At 66.7% G+C, this 23,094-nt stretch carries 22 protein-coding genes; 18 read left to right on the forward strand and 4 right to left on the reverse strand.

Translation table 11 applies throughout. From position 1 onward, the window contains the following. Positions 1-161 precede the first annotated feature (161 nt). On the reverse strand, positions 162-932 hold the full coding sequence (locus ACWGCN_RS34195; RefSeq protein ID WP_378634320.1) for an acyl-[acyl-carrier-protein] thioesterase: 771 nt from the start codon (positions 930-932) through the stop codon (positions 162-164). 186 nt (positions 933-1,118) lie between these two features. Here ACWGCN_RS34195 and ACWGCN_RS34200 point away from each other — a divergent pair, with 186 nt between their 5' ends. The 9 genes from ACWGCN_RS34200 (at position 1,119) to ACWGCN_RS34240 (ending at position 11,356) form a co-directional block, all read left to right on the forward strand. Further along, a complete protein-coding gene (locus ACWGCN_RS34200) occupies positions 1,119-3,119 on the forward strand; it encodes a protein kinase domain-containing protein (RefSeq protein WP_452459821.1) in 2,001 nt (666 codons plus the stop codon). A gap of 53 nt (positions 3,120-3,172) precedes the next feature. Continuing rightward, positions 3,173-4,147: an NADPH:quinone oxidoreductase family protein gene (locus tag ACWGCN_RS34205; protein WP_378990922.1), complete on the forward strand. Its 975-nt coding sequence runs from the start codon at positions 3,173-3,175 to the stop codon at positions 4,145-4,147. A 66-nt stretch (positions 4,148-4,213) separates the two neighbouring features. Then, positions 4,214-5,326 carry a winged helix DNA-binding domain-containing protein gene (locus ACWGCN_RS34210; RefSeq protein ID WP_452459822.1) on the forward strand — a complete coding sequence of 371 codons (1,113 nt, stop codon included), beginning with the start codon at positions 4,214-4,216 and terminating at the stop codon, positions 5,324-5,326. 127 nt (positions 5,327-5,453) lie between these two features. Then, positions 5,454-6,767 carry an amidohydrolase family protein gene (locus ACWGCN_RS34215; RefSeq protein WP_452459823.1) on the forward strand — a complete coding sequence of 438 codons (1,314 nt, stop codon included), beginning with the start codon at positions 5,454-5,456 and terminating at the stop codon, positions 6,765-6,767. A 112-nt stretch (positions 6,768-6,879) separates the two neighbouring features. Next, complete coding sequence (locus ACWGCN_RS34220) at positions 6,880-7,665, forward strand: ABC transporter ATP-binding protein (protein WP_449969285.1); 786 nt, start codon at positions 6,880-6,882, stop codon at positions 7,663-7,665. Further along, positions 7,665-8,507, forward strand: coding sequence for an ABC transporter permease (locus ACWGCN_RS34225; RefSeq protein WP_378990918.1), 843 nt, complete (start codon positions 7,665-7,667; stop codon positions 8,505-8,507). The genes ACWGCN_RS34220 and ACWGCN_RS34225 overlap by 1 nt, the downstream gene beginning before the upstream one ends. A gap of 8 nt (positions 8,508-8,515) precedes the next feature. Further along, positions 8,516-9,685 (forward strand): ABC transporter substrate-binding protein, encoded by a 1,170-nt coding sequence (locus ACWGCN_RS34230; RefSeq protein ID WP_452459824.1) that lies wholly within the window; start codon positions 8,516-8,518, stop codon positions 9,683-9,685. Between the two features lie 10 nt (positions 9,686-9,695). Continuing rightward, a complete protein-coding gene (locus tag ACWGCN_RS34235; RefSeq protein WP_452459825.1) occupies positions 9,696-10,688 on the forward strand; it encodes an isopenicillin N synthase family dioxygenase in 993 nt (330 codons plus the stop codon). Positions 10,689-10,717: 29 nt separating this feature from the next. Then, positions 10,718-11,356, forward strand: coding sequence for a GntR family transcriptional regulator (locus ACWGCN_RS34240; protein WP_378990912.1), 639 nt, complete (start codon positions 10,718-10,720; stop codon positions 11,354-11,356). A gap of 34 nt (positions 11,357-11,390) precedes the next feature. Here ACWGCN_RS34240 and ACWGCN_RS34245 read toward each other — a convergent pair whose 3' ends face one another. Then, positions 11,391-11,906 carry an Lrp/AsnC family transcriptional regulator gene (locus tag ACWGCN_RS34245; protein ID WP_452459826.1) on the reverse strand — a complete coding sequence of 172 codons (516 nt, stop codon included), beginning with the start codon at positions 11,904-11,906 and terminating at the stop codon, positions 11,391-11,393. A gap of 132 nt (positions 11,907-12,038) precedes the next feature. Here ACWGCN_RS34245 and hppD point away from each other — a divergent pair, with 132 nt between their 5' ends. From hppD to tuf, 7 genes are all read left to right on the forward strand, one after another. Further along, complete coding sequence (hppD, locus tag ACWGCN_RS34250; RefSeq protein ID WP_452459827.1) at positions 12,039-13,181, forward strand: 4-hydroxyphenylpyruvate dioxygenase; 1,143 nt, start codon at positions 12,039-12,041, stop codon at positions 13,179-13,181. Positions 13,182-13,212: 31 nt separating this feature from the next. After that, positions 13,213-13,743 carry a DUF3558 domain-containing protein gene (locus ACWGCN_RS34255; RefSeq protein WP_379314799.1) on the forward strand — a complete coding sequence of 177 codons (531 nt, stop codon included), beginning with the start codon at positions 13,213-13,215 and terminating at the stop codon, positions 13,741-13,743. After that, positions 13,740-14,285, forward strand: a complete 546-nt coding sequence (locus tag ACWGCN_RS34260) for a DUF3558 domain-containing protein (protein ID WP_378990908.1) — start codon at positions 13,740-13,742, stop codon at positions 14,283-14,285. The genes ACWGCN_RS34255 and ACWGCN_RS34260 overlap by 4 nt, the downstream gene beginning before the upstream one ends. Before the next feature lie 272 nt (positions 14,286-14,557). Continuing rightward, positions 14,558-14,932, forward strand: coding sequence for a 30S ribosomal protein S12 (rpsL, locus tag ACWGCN_RS34265; RefSeq protein WP_056814220.1), 375 nt, complete (start codon positions 14,558-14,560; stop codon positions 14,930-14,932). Position 14,933: 1 nt separating this feature from the next. Further along, positions 14,934-15,404 carry a 30S ribosomal protein S7 gene (gene rpsG, locus ACWGCN_RS34270; protein WP_056814216.1) on the forward strand — a complete coding sequence of 157 codons (471 nt, stop codon included), beginning with the start codon at positions 14,934-14,936 and terminating at the stop codon, positions 15,402-15,404. Between the two features lie 33 nt (positions 15,405-15,437). Beyond that, positions 15,438-17,540, forward strand: coding sequence for an elongation factor G (fusA, locus tag ACWGCN_RS34275; RefSeq protein WP_056814212.1), 2,103 nt, complete (start codon positions 15,438-15,440; stop codon positions 17,538-17,540). A 135-nt stretch (positions 17,541-17,675) separates the two neighbouring features. Further along, entirely contained in the window at positions 17,676-18,866 is a 1,191-nt protein-coding gene (gene tuf, locus ACWGCN_RS34280; protein ID WP_056814209.1) for an elongation factor Tu, read from the forward strand. A gap of 94 nt (positions 18,867-18,960) precedes the next feature. Here tuf and ACWGCN_RS34285 read toward each other — a convergent pair whose 3' ends face one another. Further along, complete coding sequence (locus tag ACWGCN_RS34285) at positions 18,961-19,308, reverse strand: nitroreductase/quinone reductase family protein (RefSeq protein ID WP_378990903.1); 348 nt, start codon at positions 19,306-19,308, stop codon at positions 18,961-18,963. Positions 19,309-19,433: 125 nt separating this feature from the next. Between ACWGCN_RS34285 and ACWGCN_RS34290 the strand changes: the two genes are divergently transcribed. Continuing rightward, positions 19,434-20,255, forward strand: a complete 822-nt coding sequence (locus ACWGCN_RS34290; RefSeq protein WP_379317202.1) for an alpha/beta fold hydrolase — start codon at positions 19,434-19,436, stop codon at positions 20,253-20,255. A 1-nt stretch (position 20,256) separates the two neighbouring features. Here ACWGCN_RS34290 and ACWGCN_RS34295 read toward each other — a convergent pair whose 3' ends face one another. Then, positions 20,257-20,688: a PPOX class F420-dependent oxidoreductase gene (locus ACWGCN_RS34295; RefSeq protein WP_452459828.1), complete on the reverse strand. Its 432-nt coding sequence runs from the start codon at positions 20,686-20,688 to the stop codon at positions 20,257-20,259. A 272-nt stretch (positions 20,689-20,960) separates the two neighbouring features. Between ACWGCN_RS34295 and fusA (ACWGCN_RS34300) the strand changes: the two genes are divergently transcribed. Then, positions 20,961-23,039 carry an elongation factor G gene (gene fusA, locus ACWGCN_RS34300; RefSeq protein WP_452459829.1) on the forward strand — a complete coding sequence of 693 codons (2,079 nt, stop codon included), beginning with the start codon at positions 20,961-20,963 and terminating at the stop codon, positions 23,037-23,039. Positions 23,040-23,094 lie beyond the last annotated feature (55 nt).

Below are 23,094 nucleotides of genomic sequence, written 5' to 3' on the forward strand. Positions count from 1 at the left end.
CGCGGTGTCGGGTACCCGTGCCGGCCGCGCCACAGGAACGGTCGCAGGCCGGTTCTCGGCCGCCTTGATCTGGACTGAGTGGAGGGTGCGACGAAGGAGTGCCCGGAGGGAGGGAAGATCGAGGCCTCCGGGCCGAGAACACGCGGCGCCAGCCGCCAAAATTACGGTAGCGGCATGATCCGGACGACGGTTGTGGTGACGCCGCCGACCACGAACCACAGGCGCAGCACCATCTGCCCGGTCCGGTCGCCCGGTTCGTGGCGGGCGCGCACGGTGATGTGCTCGCGGGCCAGCACCGGCGCTACGTACTCGATCACGGCGCGATGCGGTCCGGCGACCAGCTTCGGGAAGTCGACCAGGAACTGTTCGACAGCCTGCCAGTAGCAGGCGTTGTTGACATGGTTGTACTGGTCGATATCGGTCGCCCGCACCGGGAACGGCAGGTCGGCGTCGGATTCGCGCGGCGCCGGATCGGTGAGATAGGGCCGCCAGCGCAGGCGATGCTCGTCGGTGGATCGGGCCAGGTAGGCGAGGCCGTCGTCGCTGATCCGGGCGGGCAGATTGCTCGACTCGCTGAGGTTGATCCAGAATCCCTCGGTCTCGATCAACCCACCGCGTTCGCTGGTGATCCGCGTGCGCATATTCGTCCACCGGGTGGACATCGACGAACACCAGCGCTCGAGATGCACGTGATCGGGCCACACGACCGGGCGGATCACGTCGATAACAGTGCGGCGCACGATCCAGGTGGGGTCGGTGAGGTGCAGCGCGGTCTGATTGAGCTCGTCCCAGGCGATGTCGGACAGGTAGCGCGCTACGGCGTCCAGGCGGAGTCGTTGATAAGGATCCACGTCGCCTGCCCGGACGGGCCACGCCGTGGCGAAACCCGTGCCCTCCTCGGGAAGCGGGGCCAGTGGCTGATCGAGTGACACGTGTGCTCCTTGCGCGACACACCAGTGCGCCGCGACTTCTTGCGTAGTTCTGTAGACGACTTTACGGGTCGCAGATCACACCCTCACGCCGAGCCGGGACTAGCGGTACCAGTGTGGGTCACCAAGGGCCCAGCAGCGGGGTTGTCCTACATGACAGACCTATCGGCGCCCAGGTAGCCTGCTGTAATGGCCGGCGGAGCGATGGCGGGCTCGATGTTCGGGCGCTATGAAATTCGCAGACTTCTCGGAGTCGGCGGTATGGGGGAGGTCTACGAGGCATACGACACGTCCAAGAATCGTGTTGTCGCCCTCAAGATGCTCAACCGTGAACTCGCTGGTGATCCCACCTTCGTGCAGCGTTTCCGTCGCGAATCGCAGGCTATGGCGAGTGTGCAGGAACCGCACGTCATCCCGGTGCACGACTGGGGCGAGGTCGACGGTGTTCTCTACATCGACATGCGCCTGGTCAAGGGCGTCGATCTCAAGGAGCGCTTGCAGCAGTACGGCAGGCTCACGCCGGTCGAGGCGGTGCAGGTGGTCGAGCAGATCGCGTTCGCGCTCGACGCCGCGCACGAGGTCGGCTTGGTCCATCGCGACGTGAAACCGGGCAACATCCTGCTCACCGGCAACCTGTTCGCCTACCTGGTCGACTTCGGCATCGCCCACACCGCCACCGACCCGCAGCTCACCAGCGCGGGCAGCGCGGTCGGCTCGATGGCGTACATGGCGCCGGAGCGGTTCGAGAGTGTGCCGATGTCGCCGTCGGTGGACACCTACGCGCTCACCTGTGTTCTCTACGAATGCCTGGTGGGCCGGGTGCCGTACCCGGTGAACAGCCTCGCGGGCGCGATCGGCTCGCATCAGATGGCGCCCGCCCCGCGCCCCAGCGCGGCCGACGCCACGCTGACCACCTTCGACCCGGTCGTCGAACGGGGCATGGCCAAGCGGCCCGACCAGCGCTACGCGACCCCCGTCGACCTGGCCCGGGCCGCCAGAGCGGCGCTGATCCAAGCCGAACGCTCCACTCCCGCCACGGTATCCGGGCCCCGGATCGAGATCACCGGCCCGCAGACACCGCCGAGCCGGGTCGGCGATCTCGCTTCCCCGCCGACAACCCGCGGCTCGGCGGTCGTGCCCGCCGACTCGCAACCACCGCCGACTCGCGACTCGGCGGCTCTTTCGCCGGATTCGCATTCGCCCCCGACGCGGGATTCCGCGGCGCTGTCGCCGGACTCGCGGTCACCCGCTACCCGGGATTCCGCAGCGCTGTTTCGTGATTCGCAATCGCCCCCGGCGGTCTACGGCTCGGCGGCCTATGCGCCCGACTCGCACTCACCGGTGACGGCAAGGGGGCCGGTGTCCCGGTCGGGAGGGCAGGCGACCGGCGCCGGGCCGACCACTCGGGTCACGGGGCCGCAATCCGGCGAACCGTATTCGACGCATCGCGTGAGCGGCCCGCAATCCGCCGGACCGCAGCCGACGCGCCGGGTGACCGGACCCCAACCCGCAGGCGCGTATCGGGCAGCAGAGCACCAACCGACGGTCCTGCGCGCGGCACCCGGTGTGACCGGTCCCGGCCAGGGGAGTGGCTATACCCATCCGTCGGCACCGCTCCCGATTCCCCCGCAACGTAATTCGGCCACGCCGGTGCTGGCCGGTGCGCTGGGTTCGCTGATCGTGTTGGCGGCGGTCGGTATCGGGGTGTGGTTCATGATGACCGTCGACGACCGCCGCGATGTGGCCGTGCCGCCGCCGCCCGCGTCCGGCGTTGTCGATCCCTCGGTGATCGAGACCGTCAGCCAGACGGTCCCCACCACAGAACAATCGCCGATCACGACCACTGTCCCCCCGCTGCAATCGAGTGTCTCCGGCGCCGACGGCCAAGGTTTCCTGAACGCGGGCCCGCGGTGCAACGACAACGACGCCGCGATGTCCATCGCCCGCACCACCAGATCGCGTGTCGTCATCTGTCACACCGGCGACCAGCGGTATTACTACAAGGGTGTACGCGCCAGCGACGGTGCCGGGATCGAACTCGATGATCCGGTACCGAACGGCGGTGGCGCGTACACCGTCACCAACCTGACCGACGGGACGCAGTACCAGCTCGACTCTTCCGGTCTGACGATCATCAAGGCCGGTTCGGTGCTCGCCAGCGAGCCGGTCACCGAGTTCGCCCATCGCTGATCCCACCGGCGGGTTATGTTCGCGGGTGAATGTCATCAAGAGAGGTGTCGGAAATGCGCGCAGCCCAGGTCGGCAAGTTGGACGGACCGTCGGCGATCGAGATCGTCGATCTGCCCGAGCCGGTGGCCTATCCGGGCGGTGTGCTGATCGACGTGCACGCCGCGGGCATCGCCTTCCCCGACGTGCTGATGACGCGCGGTCTCTACCAGATGAAGCCGGGCCTGCCGTTCGTCGTCGGCGGCGAGGTGGCCGGTGTCGTGCGCGAGGCGCCGGAGGGTTCGTCGCTGCGCCCCGGTGACCGGGTGGCCGCGCTGACCATGCTCGGCAACGGCGTCGCCGAGGTGGCGGTCTCGCCGGAACACGCGGTGTTCGCCCTGCCGGACAACGTCTCTCTCGAAGCCGGTGCGGGCGTGCTGTTCAACGACCTCACCGTCCACTTCTGCCTGACCAAGCGCGCCAGGATGGTCGAGGGCGAGACGGTGCTGGTGCACGGCGCGGCGGGCGGTATCGGCACCTCCACGCTGCGCATGGCCAGGGCGCTCGGCGCGGGCCGGGTGATCGCGGTGGTCAGCACGGATACGAAAGCACAGGTGGCCAAGGCCAATGGCGCCACCGATGTGGTGCTGACCGAAGACTGGCTCGCCGCGGTGAAGGACCTGACGGACGGTCGTGGCGTCGATATCGTCCTCGACCCGGTCGGCGGCGACCGCTTCACCGACAGCGTCCGTTCCCTGGCGGGCGGCGGCCGGCTGCTGGTCGTCGGTTTCACGGCGGGGGAGATCCCGACGGTGAAGGTGAACCGCCTGCTGCTCAAGAACGTCGAGGTCGTCGGCGCGGCCTGGGGCGAATGGGTGATGAGCCATCCCACCTACCTCGCCGAGCAGTGGGCCGAGATCGCCCCGCTGCTGGCGTCGGGCGCGATCCCCGCTCCCGATCCGGTGCTGTACCCGCTGGAACGCACCGCCGAAGCCGTTGCGGCACTGGATAACCGGACCGCCACCGGCAAGGTGGTCGTGCGGCTGCGCTGACCGCGCCGGCTGTCACAGGTCGGCGGTACTGTCGGCGGGTCATCGCGGGTCGACGAAGGAAACCGAATGCAGCTGTCGAACAGAACACTCAACCGGACGTTGCTGGCCCGGCAGCATCTGCTGGAGCGTTCGACGCTGACCACCGACCAGATGTGCGAGCACCTGGTCGGCTTGCAGGCCCAGGACGTACCGCCGCCGTTCATCGGCTTGTGGAGTCGGATAGCCGATTTCGATCCGGCGACGGTATCGAAGGGCCTCGATGATCGGTCCCTGGTGCGGATCACCTTGATGCGCGGCACGATTCACCTCGTCACGCCGCCGGATGCGTTGCGGATCGCGCCGCACATTCAGCCCGTGCTCGAGAAAGCCCCGTTCCGTCAGGGTTTCAACTACGGTGCGATGGTCGGCCTCGACCCCGACGAAGTGCGCGCGCACGGGGAGGCGGCGCTCGGTGACGAGCCGAAGTCGGCGGCTGACCTGCGCGCCGAAGCCGCCCGCCGCTACCCCGACCGCGACGCCGGTGCGGTCCTGCAGACCTGGCTGTATCAACTCCCCGTCCTGCAAACACCCCCGCGCGGCCGCTGGGGCGACAACAGCCGCCCGGTCTGGTCGCGGGTTCAACCCTGGCTGGGCGCCCCACTCGATCCGGACTACCCGGTATCGGAGTTGATCCTGCGCTACCTGCGCGCCTTCGGCCCGGCGAGCACGATGGACATGCAGGCGTGGTCGCGCCTGCCCGCCATGAAGAAGGCCGTCGCCGAACTCGGCGACCGGGTGCGCACCTACACCGACGCCCGCGGCCGCACCCTCTACGACGCGGCCGACCTCGAACTCGCCGATCCCGACCTGCCCGCCCCGGTCCGGCTGCTCGGCTGGTACGACAACGCGCTGTTGTCCCACCAGGACCGCGCGCGGATCACCGGCGACGACAACCCGCCGACCCTGCGCGCCTTCGCCACCAACGTCTCGCCGATCCTGATCGACGGTTTCGCGGCCGGGGTGTACAAGATCTTCGTCAAGTCCGGAACCGCTCGCCTGCGGATCAGTCCGGCCCGCCCGTGGACGAAAACCGAAGCGGCGCAGGTGGAAGCCGAAGCGGGTGCCTTGCTCGCCTTCCTCGAGGCCGAATCCGAACCGGTCGTCGAGATCCTCGAGCCCGGCGCCGACCTTCGCCCGTGACGTCGCTTTAACGTCGAGGCAACAACGGCTTCCTAGGGTCGGTCCCACGACGTTCATGGCTGCAACGGACGACGTGCTCCGCTGAATCCGGCGAGCGAACCAGCCGCATCCCGAAAGAGGTGCGCGCATGGATTCTGTCGCGTCCGTAGTCATTACCGATGTCACCGTCTACACCGAGCGGGGCTGGGCGCCCGGCGAAGTCGTGATCGAAGACGGCGTGGTCATCGCCGTGGGGGCCACCCCCGAACACGCGGAGCTGCCCCGTTTCGACGGTGGTGGCGGTTATCTGCTGCCGGGCTTCGTCAATACCCACACCCACCTTCAGCAGGCGGTTCTGCGCGGAGTCGGCGAGGGCCTGCCGTTGCTGGAATGGCTGCGTTGCGTCGGCGAACGCACCGTGGCCGCCACCCCGGAACAGACCTATCTCTCGGCGCTGGCAGGTGGCCTCGAGCTGCTGCGTAGCGGCGTCACGACGGTCGTCGAACACATGTGGCCGAGCCCGTCCGACGAGATCCACCAGGCGATGATCCGCGCGCTGCGAGAGCTCGGAATCCGTGTGGTCCTCGGTCGCGGCATCGCCGACCGTGCCGACATCACCCGCAAATGGGGCCTCGATCCGCGGCTCCTGCAGCCGCTCGACGAGGCTCTCGCCCACGTCGACGAGCTCGACAAGCAACTCGTCGGTACCCGCATCACGACGGCGCTCGCCGTTCCCAATCCGCGTTGCCTGACCCCCGACGGCATGGCGGCCGCCCGCGAGTACGCCCGAGCCGCCGGCAAAACCGTGTCGATACATGTACTCGAGACCACCACCGACGACGACATGTGCCGATTGCATGCGGGTGTCTCAGCCGTCGACTACCTCGACGCGAGCGGTTTCCTCTGGGACCGCACCTTGGCCGTGCACTGCGTCAACCTCGACGAGCGCGGCCGCGAGGTCTTCGCCGAACGCGGTGTCGCCGTCTCCTACAACCCGGTTTCCAACATGCGCCTCGGCAGCGGCGTCGCCCCGGTTCCGGAGATGCTCGCGGCAGGCATCGACGTCACCCTCGGTGTCGACGGCGCCGCGAGCAACGACACTCAGGACATGCTGCTGGCCCTGCGCGTCGGCGCATACCTGCAGCGTGCGGCCCATAAGCAGGCCGACCTGCTCGGTTTCGACGAGATGCTGCGGATGGCGACCGGGGCCGCGGGCCGGGTGCTCGGCCGCCCTTCGCGCACCGGCATCGCCGTGGGCGACCGCGCCGATCTCACCCTGGTTCGCTTCGACCGCGACTTCGCCTGCCTGCCGGTTCTCGACCCCGGTGCCACCCTGCTCACCGCCGCGTCGCCGCGCGTGATCGACACCGTGTGGGTCGACGGCGAGGCCGTGATCCGCGACGGCCGCAGCACCCGCGTCGATCATCAGGATCTCGCGCGACGTCTGATCCGCATGCGATGACTGTTAATACATCGGAAACGAACGACACATTGCATGTAATTCAGCTAGATCAATCTGAATCCATTCCAAGGTTGCACGCAAAACCGATATACCGCAGGAGAAGGTGATCACGGTGACGCTCTACGACACGGTGAACGACGCCGACGCGAGGACGCTGTTGTCCGGCATGGAGGTTTCCTTCGCCGGTGTGAGCAAGTGCTTCGGCGGCGAAGGCGGCACACTCGCCCTGACCGACGTCGACCTCGACATCCGCGAAGGCGAATTCGTCGCGGTGGTCGGCCCGTCCGGCTGCGGTAAGTCGACGCTGCTGCGCCTGGCGGCCGGTCTCGAGCCGGTGAGCTCGGGAGCCGTTGCGGTGCGCACGAATTCGATCGGCTTCATCTTCCAGGAGGCCACGCTGCTGCCGTGGCGCAAGGTTCGCCGCAATGTCGAACTCTCGGCCGAACTGGCCGGGGTCGACCGCAAGACGCGCCGCGACCGGGTCGAGCGGGCGATCGAAGCCGTCGGCCTGGCCGACTTCGCGAACAAGCTGCCCAGCCAGCTCTCCGGCGGCATGCGCATGCGCGTCTCGCTGGCCAGGGCGCTGTCGCTGGAACCGCGGCTGATGCTCCTGGACGAACCGTTCGGCGCGCTCGACGAGATGACCAGGCTGAACATGCAGGAGGAGCTGCTTCGCCTCTACCGCGACAACGCCTTCACCGCCCTGTTCATCACCCACTCGGTCTCCGAGGCCGTATTCCTGGCCTCGCGGGTGGTGGTGATGTCGGCCCGGCCGGGCCGCATCCACGAGGTGATCGACGTCGACCTGCCCTACCCGCGGGAACGCGAACTGCGCTTCGAACCCGCGTTCACCCAACTCGTCTCGCGCATCTCGCGCTCGTTGAAAGAGGCTGCCTGATGGTGAGTGTCGCGGCCCGTGTTCCCGCCGCCACGAAGATGCAGCTGCCCACCGCGCACCTGCGCAAATTCGGCAGTTCGCTGGTAGCGCCGATTGTTTCGATCACCTTGGCGCTGGCCGCCTGGTACGCGGTGTCGATGCTGGTCCTCAGCGAGGGTCGCCGCTTCCTGCTGCCGCCGCCGCACGTGGTGTTCAGTGAATCGCTGGCCGACCCGAAGAAACTCGAGGTGATGCTGGAGGCGCTGGCCGTCACCGCCAGGGTCGCGATCACCGGCCTGCTGATCTCGGCGGTGCTGGGGGTGGCGATCGCGGTGCTGATGAGTCAGGCCAAACCGATCGAGAACGTGGTCTACCCGTACGCCGTTGTTCTCCAGGCGATCCCGGTGCTAGCAGTGGTCCCGCTGATCGGCTTGTGGCTGGGCTACGGCTTCGCCGCCCGCACCACCGTGTGTGTGCTGATCGCGATCCATCCGATCATCGCGATGACCCTGTTCGGTATCAAATCCGTCGACGGCAATCTCCAAGAGCTGTTCACCCTCGGCCGAGCGGGCCGCCTGCGCCGCCTCTGGTCGCTGCAACTGCCTGCCGCGCTGCCCTCGACCCTGACCGGATTGCGCACCGCCGCGGGACTTTCGGTCACCGGCGCCATCATCGGCGACATGTTCTTCGCGCAGGGCAAGCCCGGCATCGGCACCCTGCTCGACACCTACCGCGCCCGCTTGCAATCCGAGGATCTGATCGGTGCACTGCTGCTGGCCGCCCTGTTCGGCGTGCTCGTGTTCACCGTGTTCACGGTCATCCAGAAGGTCAGCGTCGGCCGCTGGCACAACTCCGCCAACTAAGGATCACCATGAAGACACTTCCCCTACGTCGCGTAGGTATCGCCGCGCTGGCGGTGCTGCTGGCCGGCACCGCGTCCGCCTGTTCCGGCGACGCCTCCGACGCCCCTGCCGTCGCGCTCGAACCGGCCCCGGCCGAACAGCAACTCGCGGGCGCTTGCCCGGCCACCGTGGTCGTCCAGCTCCAGTGGGCGCCGGAAACCGACTCCGGCCCGATCTTCGGCATGCTCGGCCCGGGCTACACAGTCGACGCCGACAACAACAAGATCACCGGCCCGCTCGTCGCCGACGGTAAGGACACCGGCGTGCAGCTGGAGATCCGCGCGGGCGGCCCGGCCATCGGCTTCCAGACCGTGCCGTCGCAGATGTACGTCGACCAGAGCATCACCCTCGGTCTCGCGCACTCCGAGCACGCCATCGCCGCCGCGGGTCAGCAGCCGATCGTCGCCGTCACCACGCTGCTGCGCAACAGCCCTCAGATGCTGATGTGGGACCCGAAGACCAACCCGGACTGGAAGGGCATCACCGATATCGGCAAGTCCGGCAAGCCGGTGGTGGTCTCCAAGGGCCAGCTGTACCCGGACTGGCTGGTCGCGCGCGGACTGGTGAAGAAGGAGCAGGTCGACGCCTCCTACGACAACTCGCCCTCGCGCTTCGTCACCGATCCGTCCTTCGCTCAGCAGGGCTTCGCCAATGCCGAACCCTTCACCTACGAGCACGAGGTGCGGGCCTGGAACAAGCCGGTCGGCTACCAGCTGCTCAAGGATGTCGGCTACGAGGGTTATGCCCGCACCGTCAACGTGCGCGCCGACAAGCTCGCCGAGCTGCGTCCGTGTCTGCAGAAGCTGGTGCCGATGATCCAGCAGGCCACGGCCTCCTTCAAGGCCGATCCCAGCCACGTCGACGACGTCGTCGTCGATGTGGTCGAGCAGAACCCCAAGCTCAATCCCTACAGCGCCGAACTGGCCGAATTCGGGTCAAAGGCCCTCATCGACGGCGGCCTGATCGGCAACGACACCGACGGCGTGCTCGGCAGTTTCGACGAGGCCCGCGTCCAGCGCATCATCGACGAATTCGCCCCCATCCTGCGATCGGGCGGCGCGAACGTGCCGACCGGCCTGACCGCGAAGGACCTGGTCACCAAGGAATTCCTCGACCCCGCCATTTCCGTCACCGGCTAAGGAGACACCCATGACCACCAGCTACGACCTGTCCGAAGTCTCGCGCGAGAAGCAGATGGGTGGTCTCGGCAAGGAGACCACCGACCGCGAGATCCGCGTCGTCGACCTCACCGACTTCGACAACCGCCGCGCCGAGATCACCGACGAACTGTGGGCCGCCGCCACCGAGATCGGCTTCTTCCAGCTCTCCGGCCATGGCATCCCGCAGGACCTGATCGACGAGATGTTCGGCGCCACCGCCGATTTCTTCGCCCTCCCCGAGCAGATCAAGGGGCAGTACCCCCTGGTCAAGCAGAACAACGCGGGCTGGGAGAGCCTGAGTCAGGTGCGCCCGTCCATCGGGGTTCCCGATCAGAAGGAGTCGTATCAGATCACCCGGCCGCACATGGACCAGCTGTGGCCCAGCGAGACCGAGCTGGCCGGATTCCGCACCCGCGTCCTCGATTTCGAGAGCCGGGCCTGGGCAGTGGCGATGCGGGTGCTGTCCTGCTTCGCCGACCGCCTCGGACTCGACCGTGAACACTTCACCGCCGCACACGATCCCGGCTCCGAGAGCTACCAGAGTGCCCTGCGGCTGCTGCACTACTTCGCTGTTCCCGAGGAACTGCGCGGCGTCCCCGGACGCTGGCGGGCCGGCGCGCACACCGACTTCGACTGCCTCACACTGCTTTTCCAGCGCGACGGGCAGGGCGGGCTCCAGGTGTGTCCCGGCAAGGAGATGCAAGAGCAGGAGTGGACCTCCATCACTGCGTCGTCGAGCCTGATCACCTGCAATATCGGTGACATGCTCACCCGCTGGAGCGACGACCTGCTGCCGTCGAACTTCCACCGCGTGCGCAGCCCCGGCGAGGGCGAGTACCAGGGCGAGCGTTACAGCATCGCCTACTTCGCCCAGGCCGACCGCGATGCCGTCATCCAGGGGCCCGCGGGCAAGTACCCGCCCGTCACCGCGGCCGACTTCCTGACTCAGCGGGTACAGGCGAACTACCGCCCCCAGGGATAATCACCGCAACCAACGGAAAGGGCACTGCGATGACCGAAGCCTCGCTGCTCGGCCAGTCTGTCCATCGACGGATCCGGCAGATGGTCCTCTCCGGCGAGCTGACCTCGGGCCAGTCGCTCAGCGTGCCCGCGCTGGCGACCGAGCTCGGGGTCAGTCGCAGCCCCGTCCGCGAAGCGGTGCAGCAGCTGATCTACGAGGGTCTCGCGGTCAGCGCACCGCATGCGGGGGCGAAGGTCGCCGCCGTCGACGACGATCGCATCCGCGATGTCCTGGCGGTCCGCGCCGCCCTCGACGGTCTCGCCGCCGCCGCGGCGGCCACCCGCCTCACCGAGGCGGACCTCGACACGCTCACCGGCATCATCACCGCCCAGCAAGCGCATCTGGACGATCCCGCCGATCCCGCTCGCGACGCCCAGCTCGACCTGGAGTTCCACACGTTCATCCGCGACGCCTGCGGCAACGCGTGCGTCGTCGACGAACTGGCCCGCCTGGAAGCCCAGGCCCACCTCTACCGCGGCGACCTGTGGTGCTCGGCCCGCAACCGCCGCGTCGCCCTGCGCGAACACCGCCGCATCGTCGAAGCCCTCGAATCCGGCCACCCCGAGTCCGCCCGCGCGGCCGCCGAGGCACATGTGCAGGGTCTGCTCACCCGCCTCGCCAGGCAATAGCAGCTCCGTCCGAGTCGGCTCCCGGCAGTAACGGTCAGCGGTGATCGCGGTACGCGGGGGCCTTCGCGGTCCCCGCCGGGGCCAAGGTGTGCAGCAGCGGCATGGTCCGATGGGCGACCACCGTCGACAACACGATCACACTGTGCGACCGCACCACCGACCCGGTCCGATCGATGCTCAACAACACCGCCTGCAAACCGGCATGGGAATCGGCCCCGATCCGGCACAGCACGTCACCGGAACCGGTCGTCGCGTACGCCTCGAGCACTCCCGGAATCGCCGCCAGCTCCGCGCTCACGGTATCCAGCGCGCCCTGCGCGATCTCCAGGGTCACGAACGCCTGCACATCGAAACCCGCTGCGGTGACATCGATCTGCGGATCGTAGGACGCGATCACCCCGGATTCCTCCATCCGGTTGATCCGCGCCTGCACCGTCGCCCGCGCGACCTTCGTCCGCCGCGACAGTTCGAGAATTCCGGCCTTCTGGAACTCGTGCATCGCGGTGAGGATCGCCAGGTCGAGCTCATCCAATTTCGCGGGGGTGCGCATGCGAAGACCTCCATGTCCGGTTGCTATTCAAATTGTCCATCATTTGTGGGCATCCGGTGTCTTCTCGAGCCAGCCTGCTCAGACAAAGATGGTGTAGTTGCCCACCTGCGGCCCGGCGCGATTTCCTAGGTCATGACCATTGAGCAGCAGCTCGTCGGGCTGATCGAGCACGACGACAGTGTCGATCCGTTTCCGGTGATCGGATGGGACGCCCTCGTCTGGGTCGTCGGCAACGCGACCCAGAGCGCCCACTTCCTGCAGTCCGCGTTCGGCATGCGGCTGGAGGCGTACTCGGGCCCCGAGACCGGTAGTCGCGACCACAAGTCGTTCGTGCTGCGCAGTGGGGGAGCGCGATTCGTGATCACCGGCGCGGTCGACCCCGACAGCTCGCTCGTCGCCCACCACGACCGCCACGGCGACGGTGTCGTCGACATCGCGCTCGAGGTCCCCGACGTGGACCGCTGCATCGCCTGGGCTCGCGATCACGGCGCGACCGTTCTCACCGAACCGCACGACGAGACCGACGAATTCGGCACCGTGCGCTCGGCCGCACTGGCCACCTACGGCGACACCAGGCACACCCTGATCGACCGCTCCGGCTACGCGGGTCCCTATCTCCCCGGCTATATCGCGCGCACCTCCACCCGCGAGCCGGGCAAGCGCGTGTTCCAGGCCATCGACCACGTGGTCGGCAATGTCGAACTCGGCATGATGGATCGCTGGGTCGACTTCTACCGCGACGTCATGGGATTCACGAACATGGCCGAATTCGTCGGCGACGACATCGCCACCGAGTACTCCGCGCTGATGAGCAAGGTCGTCGCCAACGGCAATCACCGGGTGAAGTTCCCGCTCAACGAACCGGCGATGGGCCGCAAGCGTTCTCAGATCGACGAGTATCTCGAGTTCTATCGCGGCCCCGGCGTCCAGCACATCGCACTGGCCACCGGCGACATCCTCGAAACCGTCGACGCCCTGCGCGCCGAGGGCGTCGAATTCCTCGCGACACCCGACACCTATTACGAGGATCCCGAACTGCGCGCTCGCATCGGCGCCGTGCGCGTACCGGTCGACGAACTCCAGCGCCGAGGCATCCTGGTCGACCGCGACGAGGACGGCTACCTCCTGCAGATCTTCACCCGTCCCCTCACCGATCGCCCCACCGTCTTCTTCGAACTCATCGAGCGACACGGCTCACTCGGCTTCGGAAAGGGCAACTTCAAGGCCCTTTTTCAGGCCATCGAGCGCGAACAGGAGGCTCGCGGCAACCTGTGACCGGGTCCGCGGACCTACTACAGTTGCGGCCATGCGGATCCCCTCGGCGATCATCACCGGCATGACCTTGGTCGTCATGCTGACGTCGTGCGGATCGGGGGGCGACTCCGATACGCCGACAGGACCCAACCGACCACCACCGAAGGTCGCCTCACTGGGGCCCTTCGTCGGTGAGTGCGGCCACGTCACCGACGACGAAGTGCGCAACCTCGCCGGCCTCGGCCAAATCGCGCGGGTCTACAAGAACGCGACCGGCTGCAACTGGCAGTCGGCCGGAATGAATTCCCCCAGTGTCACTTTCGCGTCCTACCGGGGCAGTCCGATCGAACGTGAGAAGGCGTGGGTTTCCAACGTGGGGCGTGCACCGGAGACCATCGACGTGGGTGGGCATACCGGCTTCATGGCGCTCGACCCGCAGAGCGGCACTGTCTGCGACCTCGCCGTGCAACTCGACGACGACTTCTTCGAGTGGTCGATGTCCACCGGCATCTTCGCCACCGGCGGCAACCCGTGCGACCGGACCAGGAAACTGGCCGAGCTGACCGTGGGACGGCTGCAGTGAGCGCCGGCAAGGTCGCCGCCGCGGCGCTGATGCTCACCCTCGCGCTGGCAGGCTGCGGCCAGAAGATCGAGGGCACTGCCCAGCCGCTGGGGAAGGGCGGCGGCGGTGAGACGATCAATACCGACTTCGACAAGCTGCTGCGCGAGTGCGAGGTGGTGGCCGCGGCCAAGATCGGCGAGATCATCGGCAACGCCAAGAGCGTGAGCGCCTCGTTCAGCGGTGCCGTCTGCATGTGGGACATCGAGGACGCACCCGGTGGGGGCGCCATGGCCAGCCTCAACTGGTACGAGATGGGTACGCTGAACAACGAGAAGACCACCAACGACAAGTTGGGCTACACCTCCGGCGACATCACCGTGCAGGGCCGCAGGGCGTTGCAGGTGCGCAGACCGGGCGACAACGACTCCTGCGGCGTCACCGCCCCGGCCGCCGATGTCGGCGTCGTCGGGTGGTGGATCAACTACCGGCCCGGCTCGGCGCACCCCGATCCGTGCGTGGGCGCCCAGAAATTGGTCGAGCTGACCCTGGATCTCGCCCGGTAGAAGGCTTGACGCGGCCCCCCGCTTTGACCCCGAATCGGGCACGCGGGTATCGTGGATCCCTGTGCCCGGATTACTGCGGGCAAGTTCGTGTGTGAACGTAGGCCAGCGAAAGCGGCCGATACGTTCCAACGTGCCTTGAAAAGGGCACTGAGCGCCTCAGCGACACGCCCGACCACGGGTTAAGGGAAACGTGGTCTGACGTGCGGGTGAAAGCTCGATGAACTGCAAGACACTGCACACCAAGCGCAATTACCAATAAGGAAAGCCGGTCTATGCCAACCATCAACCAGCTGGTCCGCAAGGGTCGCCGCGACAAGGTCACCAAGACCAAGACTGCGGCCCTGAAGGGGAGCCCGCAGCGTCGTGGCGTGTGCACTCGCGTGTACACCACCACCCCCAAGAAGCCGAACTCCGCGCTCCGTAAGGTCGCGCGTGTTCGCCTGACCAGCGCGATCGAGGTCACGGCGTACATCCCCGGTGAAGGCCACAACCTGCAGGAGCACTCCATGGTGCTCGTTCGCGGCGGTCGTGTGAAGGACCTCCCGGGTGTCCGTTACAAGATCATCCGTGGATCGCTCGACACCCAGGGCGTGAAGAACCGCAAGCAGGCGCGCAGCCGCTACGGCGCCAAGAAGGAGAAGAGCTGATATGCCACGCAAGGGCCCCGCACCCAAGCGTCCGCTGATCAACGACCCGGTCTACGGGTCCCCGCTGGTCACTCAGCTGGTCAACAAGATCCTGATGGACGGCAAGAAGTCCACCGCCGAGCGCATCGTCTACGGTGCCCTCGAGCAGGCGCGTGAGAAGACCGGCACCGATCCGGTCGTCACCCTCAAGCGCGCGCTGGACAACGTCAAGCCCGCCCTCGAGGTGAAGCCCCGCCGTGTCGGTGGCGCCACCTACCAGGTGCCGGTCGAGGTCCGTCCGGGCCGCGCCAACACCCTGGCGCTGCGCTGGCTGGTCAGCTACTCCCGCGCCCGTCGCGAGAAGACCATGGTCGAGCGTCTCGCCAACGAGCTCCTCGATGCCAGCAACGGCCTCGGTGCCGCCGTGAAGCGTCGCGAGGACACCCACAAGATGGCCGAGTCGAACCGGGCCTTCGCGCACTACCGCTGGTGATAGCCCGGCCCGTCACTTAAAAGGGAGAATTTCGTGGCACAGGACGTGCTCACCGACCTGAACAAGGTCCGCAACATCGGCATCATGGCCCACATCGATGCGGGCAAGACCACCACGACCGAACGCATCCTGTTCTACACCGGTATCACGTACAAGATCGGTGAAGTTCACGATGGCGCGGCCACGATGGACTGGATGGAGCAGGAGCAGGAGCGTGGTATCACCATCACCTCCGCGGCTACCACTTGCTTCTGGAAAGACAACCAGATCAACATCATCGACACCCCCGGGCACGTCGACTTCACCGTCGAGGTGGAGCGTTCGCTCCGTGTGCTCGACGGCGCGGTCGCGGTGTTCGACGGCAAAGAGGGTGTCGAGCCCCAGTCCGAGCAGGTGTGGCGTCAGGCCGACAAGTACGACGTGCCGCGTATCTGCTTCGTGAACAAGATGGACAAGCTCGGTGCGGATTTCTACTTCACCGTGCAGACCATCAAGGACCGTCTCGGCGCTCGTCCGCTCGTGATCCAGCTGCCGATCGGCGCTGAGAACGACTTCGAGGGCATCGTCGACCTGGTCGAGAACAACGCCAAGGTCTGGAAGGGCGAGACCAAGCTCGGCGAAGAGTACGAAGTCGTCGAGATCCCGGCCGACCTCAAGGAGAAGGCCGAGCAGTACCGTCAGGAACTGCTCGAGACCGTCGCCGAGTCCGACGAGGCACTGCTCGAGAAGTTCTTCGGTGGCGAGGATCTCACCATCGAGGAGATCAAGGGCGCCATCCGCAAGATGACCGTCAACTCCGAGCTGTACCCGGTGCTGTGCGGTTCCGCGTTCAAGAACAAGGGCGTTCAGCCCATGCTCGACGCGGTCATCGATTACCTCCCTTCCCCGCTGGACGTCGAGGCCACCACCGGCCACGTGCCCAACAAGGAAGAAGAGCTGATCACCCGCAAGCCGAACGTCGACGAGCCGTTCGCGGCCCTGGCGTTCAAGATCGCGGTGCACCCGTTCTTCGGTGAACTCACCTACGTGCGTGTGTACTCGGGTCAGGTCGCCTCCGGCGCCCAGGTCGTGAACTCGACTAAGGGCAAGAAGGAGCGTCTGGGCAAGCTGTTCCAGATGCACTCCAACAAGGAGATGCCGGTCGCCACGGCGTCGGCAGGCCACATCTACGCGGTCATCGGCCTGAAGGACACCACCACCGGTGACACCCTGTCCGACGCGCAGAACCAGGTCGTCCTCGAGTCGATGACCTTCCCGGATCCGGTCATCGAGGTCTCGATCGAGCCCAAGACCAAGTCCGACCAGGAAAAGCTCGGCACCGCGATCCAGAAGCTGGCGCGCGAAGACCCGACGTTCTCGGTCAAGCTCGACCAGGAGACCGGCCAGACCGTCATCGGCGGCATGGGCGAGCTCCACCTCGACATCCTCGTCGACCGTATGCGTCGCGAGTTCAAGGTCGAGGCCAACGTCGGCAAGCCGCAGGTGGCCTACCGCGAGACCATCACCAAGAAGGTCGAGAAGCACGAGTTCACCCACAAGAAGCAGACGGGTGGCTCCGGCCAGTTCGCGAAGGTCATCATCGCCCTCGAGCCGTTCGTCGGCGAAGACGGCGCGACCTACGAGTTCGAGAACAAGGTCTCCGGTGGTCGCGTGCCCCGTGAGTACATCCCGTCGGTCGACGCGGGCGCCCAGGATGCCATGCAGTACGGCGTGCTCGCCGGCTACCCGCTGGTGAACCTGAAGGTCAGCCTGCTCGACGGCGCGTACCACGACGTCGACTCCTCGGAAATGGCGTTCAAGATCGCGGGTTCGCAGGCCCTCAAGGAAGCGGCCCGTAAGGCCGGTCCGGTGATCCTCGAGCCGCTCATGGCGGTCGAGGTCATCACGCCCGAGGAATACATGGGCGACGTGATCGGCGACCTCAACTCCCGCCGTGGCCAGATTCAGGCCATGGAGGAACGCAGTGGTGCCCGTGTCGTCAAGGCGCTGGTTCCGCTCTCGGAGATGTTCGGTTACATCGGTGACCTGCGGTCCAAGACCCAGGGTCGCGCGAACTACTCCATGGTGTTCGCCCAGTACGCGGAGGTTCCGGCCAACGTGTCCAAGGAGATCATCGCCAAGGCGACCGGCGAATAAAACCCTCTTGCGGTCCAGTGGCACACTGGACCGCAAGTGCTGGACGTCAAGAAAAAACCCGATCCCCACCCCCAGTGGGGATGACACACGCACTGCTGCAAATGCACGCACCAACAAGTCCAGGAGGACCCCAAAGTGGCGAAGGCGAAGTTCGAGCGGACGAAGCCGCACGTCAACATCGGCACCATCGGTCACGTCGACCACGGCAAGACCACGCTGACTGCAGCGATCACCAAGGTGCTGGCTGACAAGTTCCCGACCCTGAACGACGCGTTTGCGTTCGATCAGATCGACAAGGCGCCGGAGGAGAAGGCTCGTGGTATCACGATCAACATCTCCCACGTCGAGTACCAGACCGAGAAGCGCCACTACGCGCACGTCGACGCCCCGGGTCACGCGGACTACATCAAGAACATGATCACCGGTGCGGCGCAGATGGACGGCGCCATCCTGGTGGTCGCGGCCACCGATGGCCCGATGCCGCAGACTCGCGAGCACGTGCTGCTCGCCCGTCAGGTCGGCGTGCCTTACATCCTGGTCGCGCTGAACAAGTCGGACATGGTCGACGACGAGGAAATCCTCGAGCTCGTCGAGATGGAGGTCCGCGAACTGCTGGCCTCGCAGGAATTCGACGAGGACGCGCCGGTCGTGCGTGTCTCCGGTCTGAAGGCCCTCGAGGGCGACGAGAAGTGGGCCGAGGCCATCGTCGAGCTCATGCAGGCCGTCGACGACTCGATCCCGGACCCGGTCCGCGAGACCGAGCTCCCGTTCCTGATGCCCGTTGAGGACGTCTTCACGATCACCGGTCGTGGCACCGTCGTCACCGGTCGTGTCGAGCGCGGCATCGTCAACGTGAACGAGGAGGTGGAAATCGTCGGCATCAAGGAGAAGTCGACCAAGACCACCGTCACCGGCATCGAGATGTTCCGCAAGCTGCTCGACCAGGGCCAGGCGGGCGACAACGTCGGCCTGCTGGTTCGTGGCATCAAGCGCGAAGATGTCGAGCGTGGCCAGGTTGTCGTCAAGCCGGGCACCACGACTCCCCACACGGAGTTCGAGGGCCAGGCGTACATCCTGTCGAAGGACGAGGGCGGCCGCCACACCCCGTTCTTCAACAACTACCGCCCGCAGTTCTACTTCCGTACCACGGACGTGACCGGCGTCGTTACCCTCCCCGAGGGCACCGAGATGGTCATGCCCGGCGACAACACCGAGATGCTGGTCAAGCTGATCCAGCCGGTCGCCATGGACGAAGGCCTGCGCTTCGCGATCCGCGAGGGTGGCCGCACCGTCGGTGCCGGTCGCGTCACGAAGATCATCAAGTGAGTCTCTGACTTGCTGACACCGCAACGGCGTCGCTCCTTCGGGAGCGGCGCCGTTCGGCGTTTTCAGGGGCGATCGTGTGACTCGGACGGATCCACTACGCCGGTCGGACGCGGACGGTTACTCGGCCGCGGTCGTCTCGGTGGGCTATGGCGTGGCCGGGGTGGTCGATGCCGTCGATGCGCAGAGTGACAGAGGCTCCCTCGTCCAGGAAGTTGCGCCACCAGGACTTCTTGTCCGGCATCGCTACGCCGATGAGGTATTCGTCGCCGGAGCGGCGGTAGTTGACGGGGGTGCTGAACGTGCGGCCCGAGCGGCGGCCGGTGTAGGTGATCTGGGCGAAGGCTTTGCCGAGTAGCTTGCCGATGACGGGGGCATTGGTCAGGGCGACCACGCCGGTGTTGAACGCGCCGACACCGCGGCGCAACAGCGATTCTTGTCCCATCGGATTCTCCTGTAGTCGACGAACCGTCAGCCTACCGACGGTGGATGACTTCTGACGTCATCGTGGTTGTCGGTCGTGCTCGGTAGCGTTGGGGCACTATCGCATTCGAGAGGATCGGAGACCTCGTGGGCAAGGCCGCGCTCGAACGGGAATTGGATGTCAGCGAAGGGGTGCTCGAACACGGGATGCCCTATCTCGCGTTCGGATCGGGGCGGCCGCTGGTGTTCTTGCGGTGGTTCATGCCCGACCACGCCAATCCGCGTGGCTGGCTGCGGTCCAGCGAGATCAAGACGATGGCGCCGTTGGCCAGGAACTTCCGGGTGTACGCGGTCAATCGCGCGCCGGGGATGGCGGCCGGTACCTCGATGGGCGATATCGCGCGGGAGCACGCGGAAGCCCTGCACAACGAATTCGGTGCTCCCGTGGACGTTCTCGGCATCTCGTCGGGCGGCTCGGTAGCGCTGCAACTCGCCGCCGACCACCCCTCGGTGGTGCGCCGATTGGTGATCGCTTCCTCCGCCTACCGTCTCGGTCAGTCCGCACGGGTGTCGCAGATGAACTACGCGGAGGCCGCCGCCGCGGGCAAACGCTCGCTGCACCACATGGCGACCCAGGGCATCGAATCGCGGCTGAAGGCCCGGCTCATCGGTGCCGCGGCCTGGCTTGCGGACCCGCTGTTCCGCCCGAAGAACCCAGCCGACACCCTCGCCTTCGTGCATGCCGAAGATGCCTTCGATCTCACCGACCGTCTCGCCGACATCACGAACCCCACTCTGGTCGTCGCAGGCGACCGTGACGAGTTCTACGACCAATCCTCCTTCCGCTACACGGCAGACGGCATTCCTGACTCCCGCTTGATCGTCTACCCCGCGACAGATCATCTCGGTGCGATCAAACACGCCCGGTTCGCTTCGGACGTCACCGAGTTCCTGTCGGCAACAGGCTGATTCAGCGAATCTTGGCCCCGTATACGTGCTCGACGGACAGTGCCATGAGTACGCGGCGGTCGGCGACCATGACCTCGCGGTACTCGTTCCAGTCGGGGTGCTCGCCCGCGGCGGCGCGGTAGTAGTCGACCAAGGCCTCGACTTCCGGGCCGTTCGGGTCCGTGCCGGGGCCGGTCAAGGTGGTGGTGCCCTCGGCGGTGGCCCAGGACCAGCCGTCGGCGCTGGTGACCTCGAGGGCAGCGCGCGGGTCGCGACGGAGGTTGATCGTCTTGGCGCGGCCTTCGGTCATGGAGACGTAGATGATGCCCGCGGCGCGGTCGTAGTACGGGGTGACGGGGGAGAGTTGGGGGCGGCCGTCGGATTTGATGGTGGCCAGGATGCCGATGCGGGAGTCGGCGATGAGGGCGTGCAGGTCGAGCGTGGTTTCGGGCATCGATCGGCTCCTAGGGGGTGGCGGGGCTGTTCGTTGTGTCGAACCGTGGTGGTCGCGCGTTTATGCCCGGGCGGCGGAAATCCCGTCGACAGCGCGCGATCGGGCGCGTAGAACTTGTCGCATGGTTACAGCACGTCCGCAGTCGCGGTTCTAGCTCGCATCGGGTCCTTCGGCGCCGGTGCGGCGCCGCGTGATCCGACGCCCGTGCCGTTCCCGGAACGCCCCACTGGCGAGCGTCGATTCATCGACAAGAACCAGCCTGGGGGATTCCCATGACCAGAATCGATCTCGCCCGAATTCGCAATATCGGCATCGCCGCCCACATCGACGCGGGCAAGACCACGACCACCGAACGGGTGCTGTTCTACACCGGTGTCACCCGGACCCTCGGCGAGGTGCACGACGGCACCGCGGTGATGGACCGGATGATCCAGGAGCGCGAACACGGCATCACCATCGCGGCGGCGGCGACCACCTGCTGGTGGGACGAGCACCAGATCACCATCCTCGACACCCCCGGCCACGTCGACTTCACCGTCGAGGTGGAGCGTTCGCTGCGGGTGCTCGACGGTGCGATCGCCGTGTTCGACGCCAAGGAGGGCGTGGAGCCGCAGTCGGAGCAGGTGTGGCGGCAGGCCGATAAATACGGCGTCCCGCGGCTCTGTTTCGTGAACAAGATGGACAAGCTCGGTGCCGATTTCGCGTTCACCGTGCGGACCATCGCGGAGCGACTCCGGGTGCGCCCGTTGGTGATTCAGCTGCCGATCGGTGCGGAACGCGAGTTCGACGGCATCATCGACCTGGTCGAGATGACCGCCAAGGTGTGGCGTGGCGACACCGACCGCGGTGCTCGTTTCGAGACGATCGAGATTCCGGAAGATCTGCGTACCAAAGCCTTCCAGCATCGTGATGCGCTGGAGGCGGCCGTCGCGGAGGCCGACGAGGAAGTACTGGAGCGCTACCTCACAGGCAAGCCGATCACCGTCGATGTTCTCGAGGCGGCTATCCGGCGGATGACGATCGACGCACGGGCCTACCCGGTGCTGTGTGGCTCGGCGCTGGCCAACATCGGCGTGCAGCCACTGCTGGACGCCGTCGTCGACTACCTGCCGTCGCCGCTGGATGTCGTTGCTGTGCACGGGTTCTCGCCGGAGGGCGAGCACATCCACCGCGCGCCCGATATCGCCGAGCCGTTCGCGGCGCTGGCGTTCAAGGTCGCGCTGCACCCGTTCTTCGGCAAGCTCGTCTACCTGCGGGTGTACTCCGGTACCGCCGAACCCGGTGCGACCGTACTGAATTCGACCAATGGACGAAAGGAGCGTCTCGGCAAACTGTTCCAGATGCATTCGAGCACCGAGATCGCCGTCGAGCGGGTGCAGGCCGGGCAGATCTGTGCCGTGATCGGCCTGAAGGCGACGGGAACCGGCGACACCCTGTGCGATCGGGCAGCCCCCGTCGTCCTGGAGTCGATGACCTTCCCCGACCCCGTACTCGCCGTCTCGATCGAACCGAGGACCCGCGCCGACCAGGACAAGCTGGGCACCGCCTTGGCGCGCCTGGCCGACGAGGACCCGACGTTCACCGTGCGCATCGACGCCGAAACCGGCCAGACGGTCATCGGCGGCATGGGCGAACTGCATCTGGAGATCCTGGTCGACCGGATGAAACGGGAGTTCCGGGTCGACGCCGACATCGGCGCCCCACGCGTGGCCTACCGCGAAACCATCACCGCGGCAGTCGATCTGTTCGAATACACCCACCGCAAGCAACAGGGTGGGCACGGGCAGTTCGCCAAGGTGGTGATCGCGCTGGAACCCCACGTGGCCGAGGACGACGCGATCTACGAATTCGAGAGCCGGGTCACCGGCGGGCGCGTACCGCGGGAGTACATCCCCGCGGTGGACGCGGGCGCGCAAGACGCGCTGCGCGTCGGCACGCTCGCCGGCTTTCCGCTGGTGAACGTGAAGGTGACGTTGCTCGACGGCGCCGCACACGTGCAGGATTCGTCGGAACTGGCGTTTCGTCTCGCGGGAGCGGCGGCGGTGCGCGCGGCGCTCGCGCGAGCGAAGCCGGTGCTGCTCGAACCGGTGATGGCCGTGGAGGTCGTGACACCGGAGGAGTACGTCGGCGAGGTGATCGGTGACCTCAACGCCCGTCGTGGCCGGGTCACCGAGCTCACGGAACGCGGCGGCGCGCACATCATCCGCGCGCTGACCCCGCTCCAGGAGATGTTCGGCTACATCGGGGACCTACGCTCGAAAACCCGTGGCCGAGCGAACTACTCGATGGTGTTCGACTCCTACGCCCCGGTCCCGCCGGGTGCTGCGGAGTCGATCATCGCGGGCAGTTGATCGACACCGGTGGGGGCGCCCGGCCCCCCGCCCCCCCCGGGGGGGGGCCAACCCC

It is taken from the genome of Nocardia sp. NPDC055050, assembly GCF_053608345.1.

Bases quoted from the DNA above. Each gene is read 5' to 3' on its own strand.
- ACWGCN_RS34200 (WP_452459821.1), top strand. From the start codon at position 1,119: ATGGCCGGCGGAGCGATGGCGGGCTCGATGTTCGGGCGCTATGAAATT.
- ACWGCN_RS34205 (WP_378990922.1), top strand. From the start codon at position 3,173: ATGCGCGCAGCCCAGGTCGGCAAGTTGGACGGACCGTCGGCGATCGAG.
- ACWGCN_RS34210 (WP_452459822.1), top strand. From the start codon at position 4,214: ATGCAGCTGTCGAACAGAACACTCAACCGGACGTTGCTGGCCCGGCAG.
- ACWGCN_RS34215 (WP_452459823.1), top strand. From the start codon at position 5,454: ATGGATTCTGTCGCGTCCGTAGTCATTACCGATGTCACCGTCTACACC.
- ACWGCN_RS34225 (WP_378990918.1), top strand. From the start codon at position 7,665: ATGGTGAGTGTCGCGGCCCGTGTTCCCGCCGCCACGAAGATGCAGCTG.
- ACWGCN_RS34230 (WP_452459824.1), top strand. From the start codon at position 8,516: ATGAAGACACTTCCCCTACGTCGCGTAGGTATCGCCGCGCTGGCGGTG.
- ACWGCN_RS34235 (WP_452459825.1), top strand. From the start codon at position 9,696: ATGACCACCAGCTACGACCTGTCCGAAGTCTCGCGCGAGAAGCAGATG.
- ACWGCN_RS34240 (WP_378990912.1), top strand. From the start codon at position 10,718: ATGACCGAAGCCTCGCTGCTCGGCCAGTCTGTCCATCGACGGATCCGG.
- ACWGCN_RS34245 (WP_452459826.1), bottom strand. From the start codon at position 11,906: ATGCGCACCCCCGCGAAATTGGATGAGCTCGACCTGGCGATCCTCACC.
- hppD (WP_452459827.1), top strand. From the start codon at position 12,039: ATGACCATTGAGCAGCAGCTCGTCGGGCTGATCGAGCACGACGACAGT.
- ACWGCN_RS34255 (WP_379314799.1), top strand. From the start codon at position 13,213: ATGCGGATCCCCTCGGCGATCATCACCGGCATGACCTTGGTCGTCATG.
- rpsL (WP_056814220.1), top strand. From the start codon at position 14,558: ATGCCAACCATCAACCAGCTGGTCCGCAAGGGTCGCCGCGACAAGGTC.
- rpsG (WP_056814216.1), top strand. From the start codon at position 14,934: ATGCCACGCAAGGGCCCCGCACCCAAGCGTCCGCTGATCAACGACCCG.
- ACWGCN_RS34285 (WP_378990903.1), bottom strand. From the start codon at position 19,308: ATGGGACAAGAATCGCTGTTGCGCCGCGGTGTCGGCGCGTTCAACACC.
- ACWGCN_RS34295 (WP_452459828.1), bottom strand. From the start codon at position 20,688: ATGCCCGAAACCACGCTCGACCTGCACGCCCTCATCGCCGACTCCCGC.
- fusA (WP_452459829.1), top strand. From the start codon at position 20,961: ATGACCAGAATCGATCTCGCCCGAATTCGCAATATCGGCATCGCCGCC.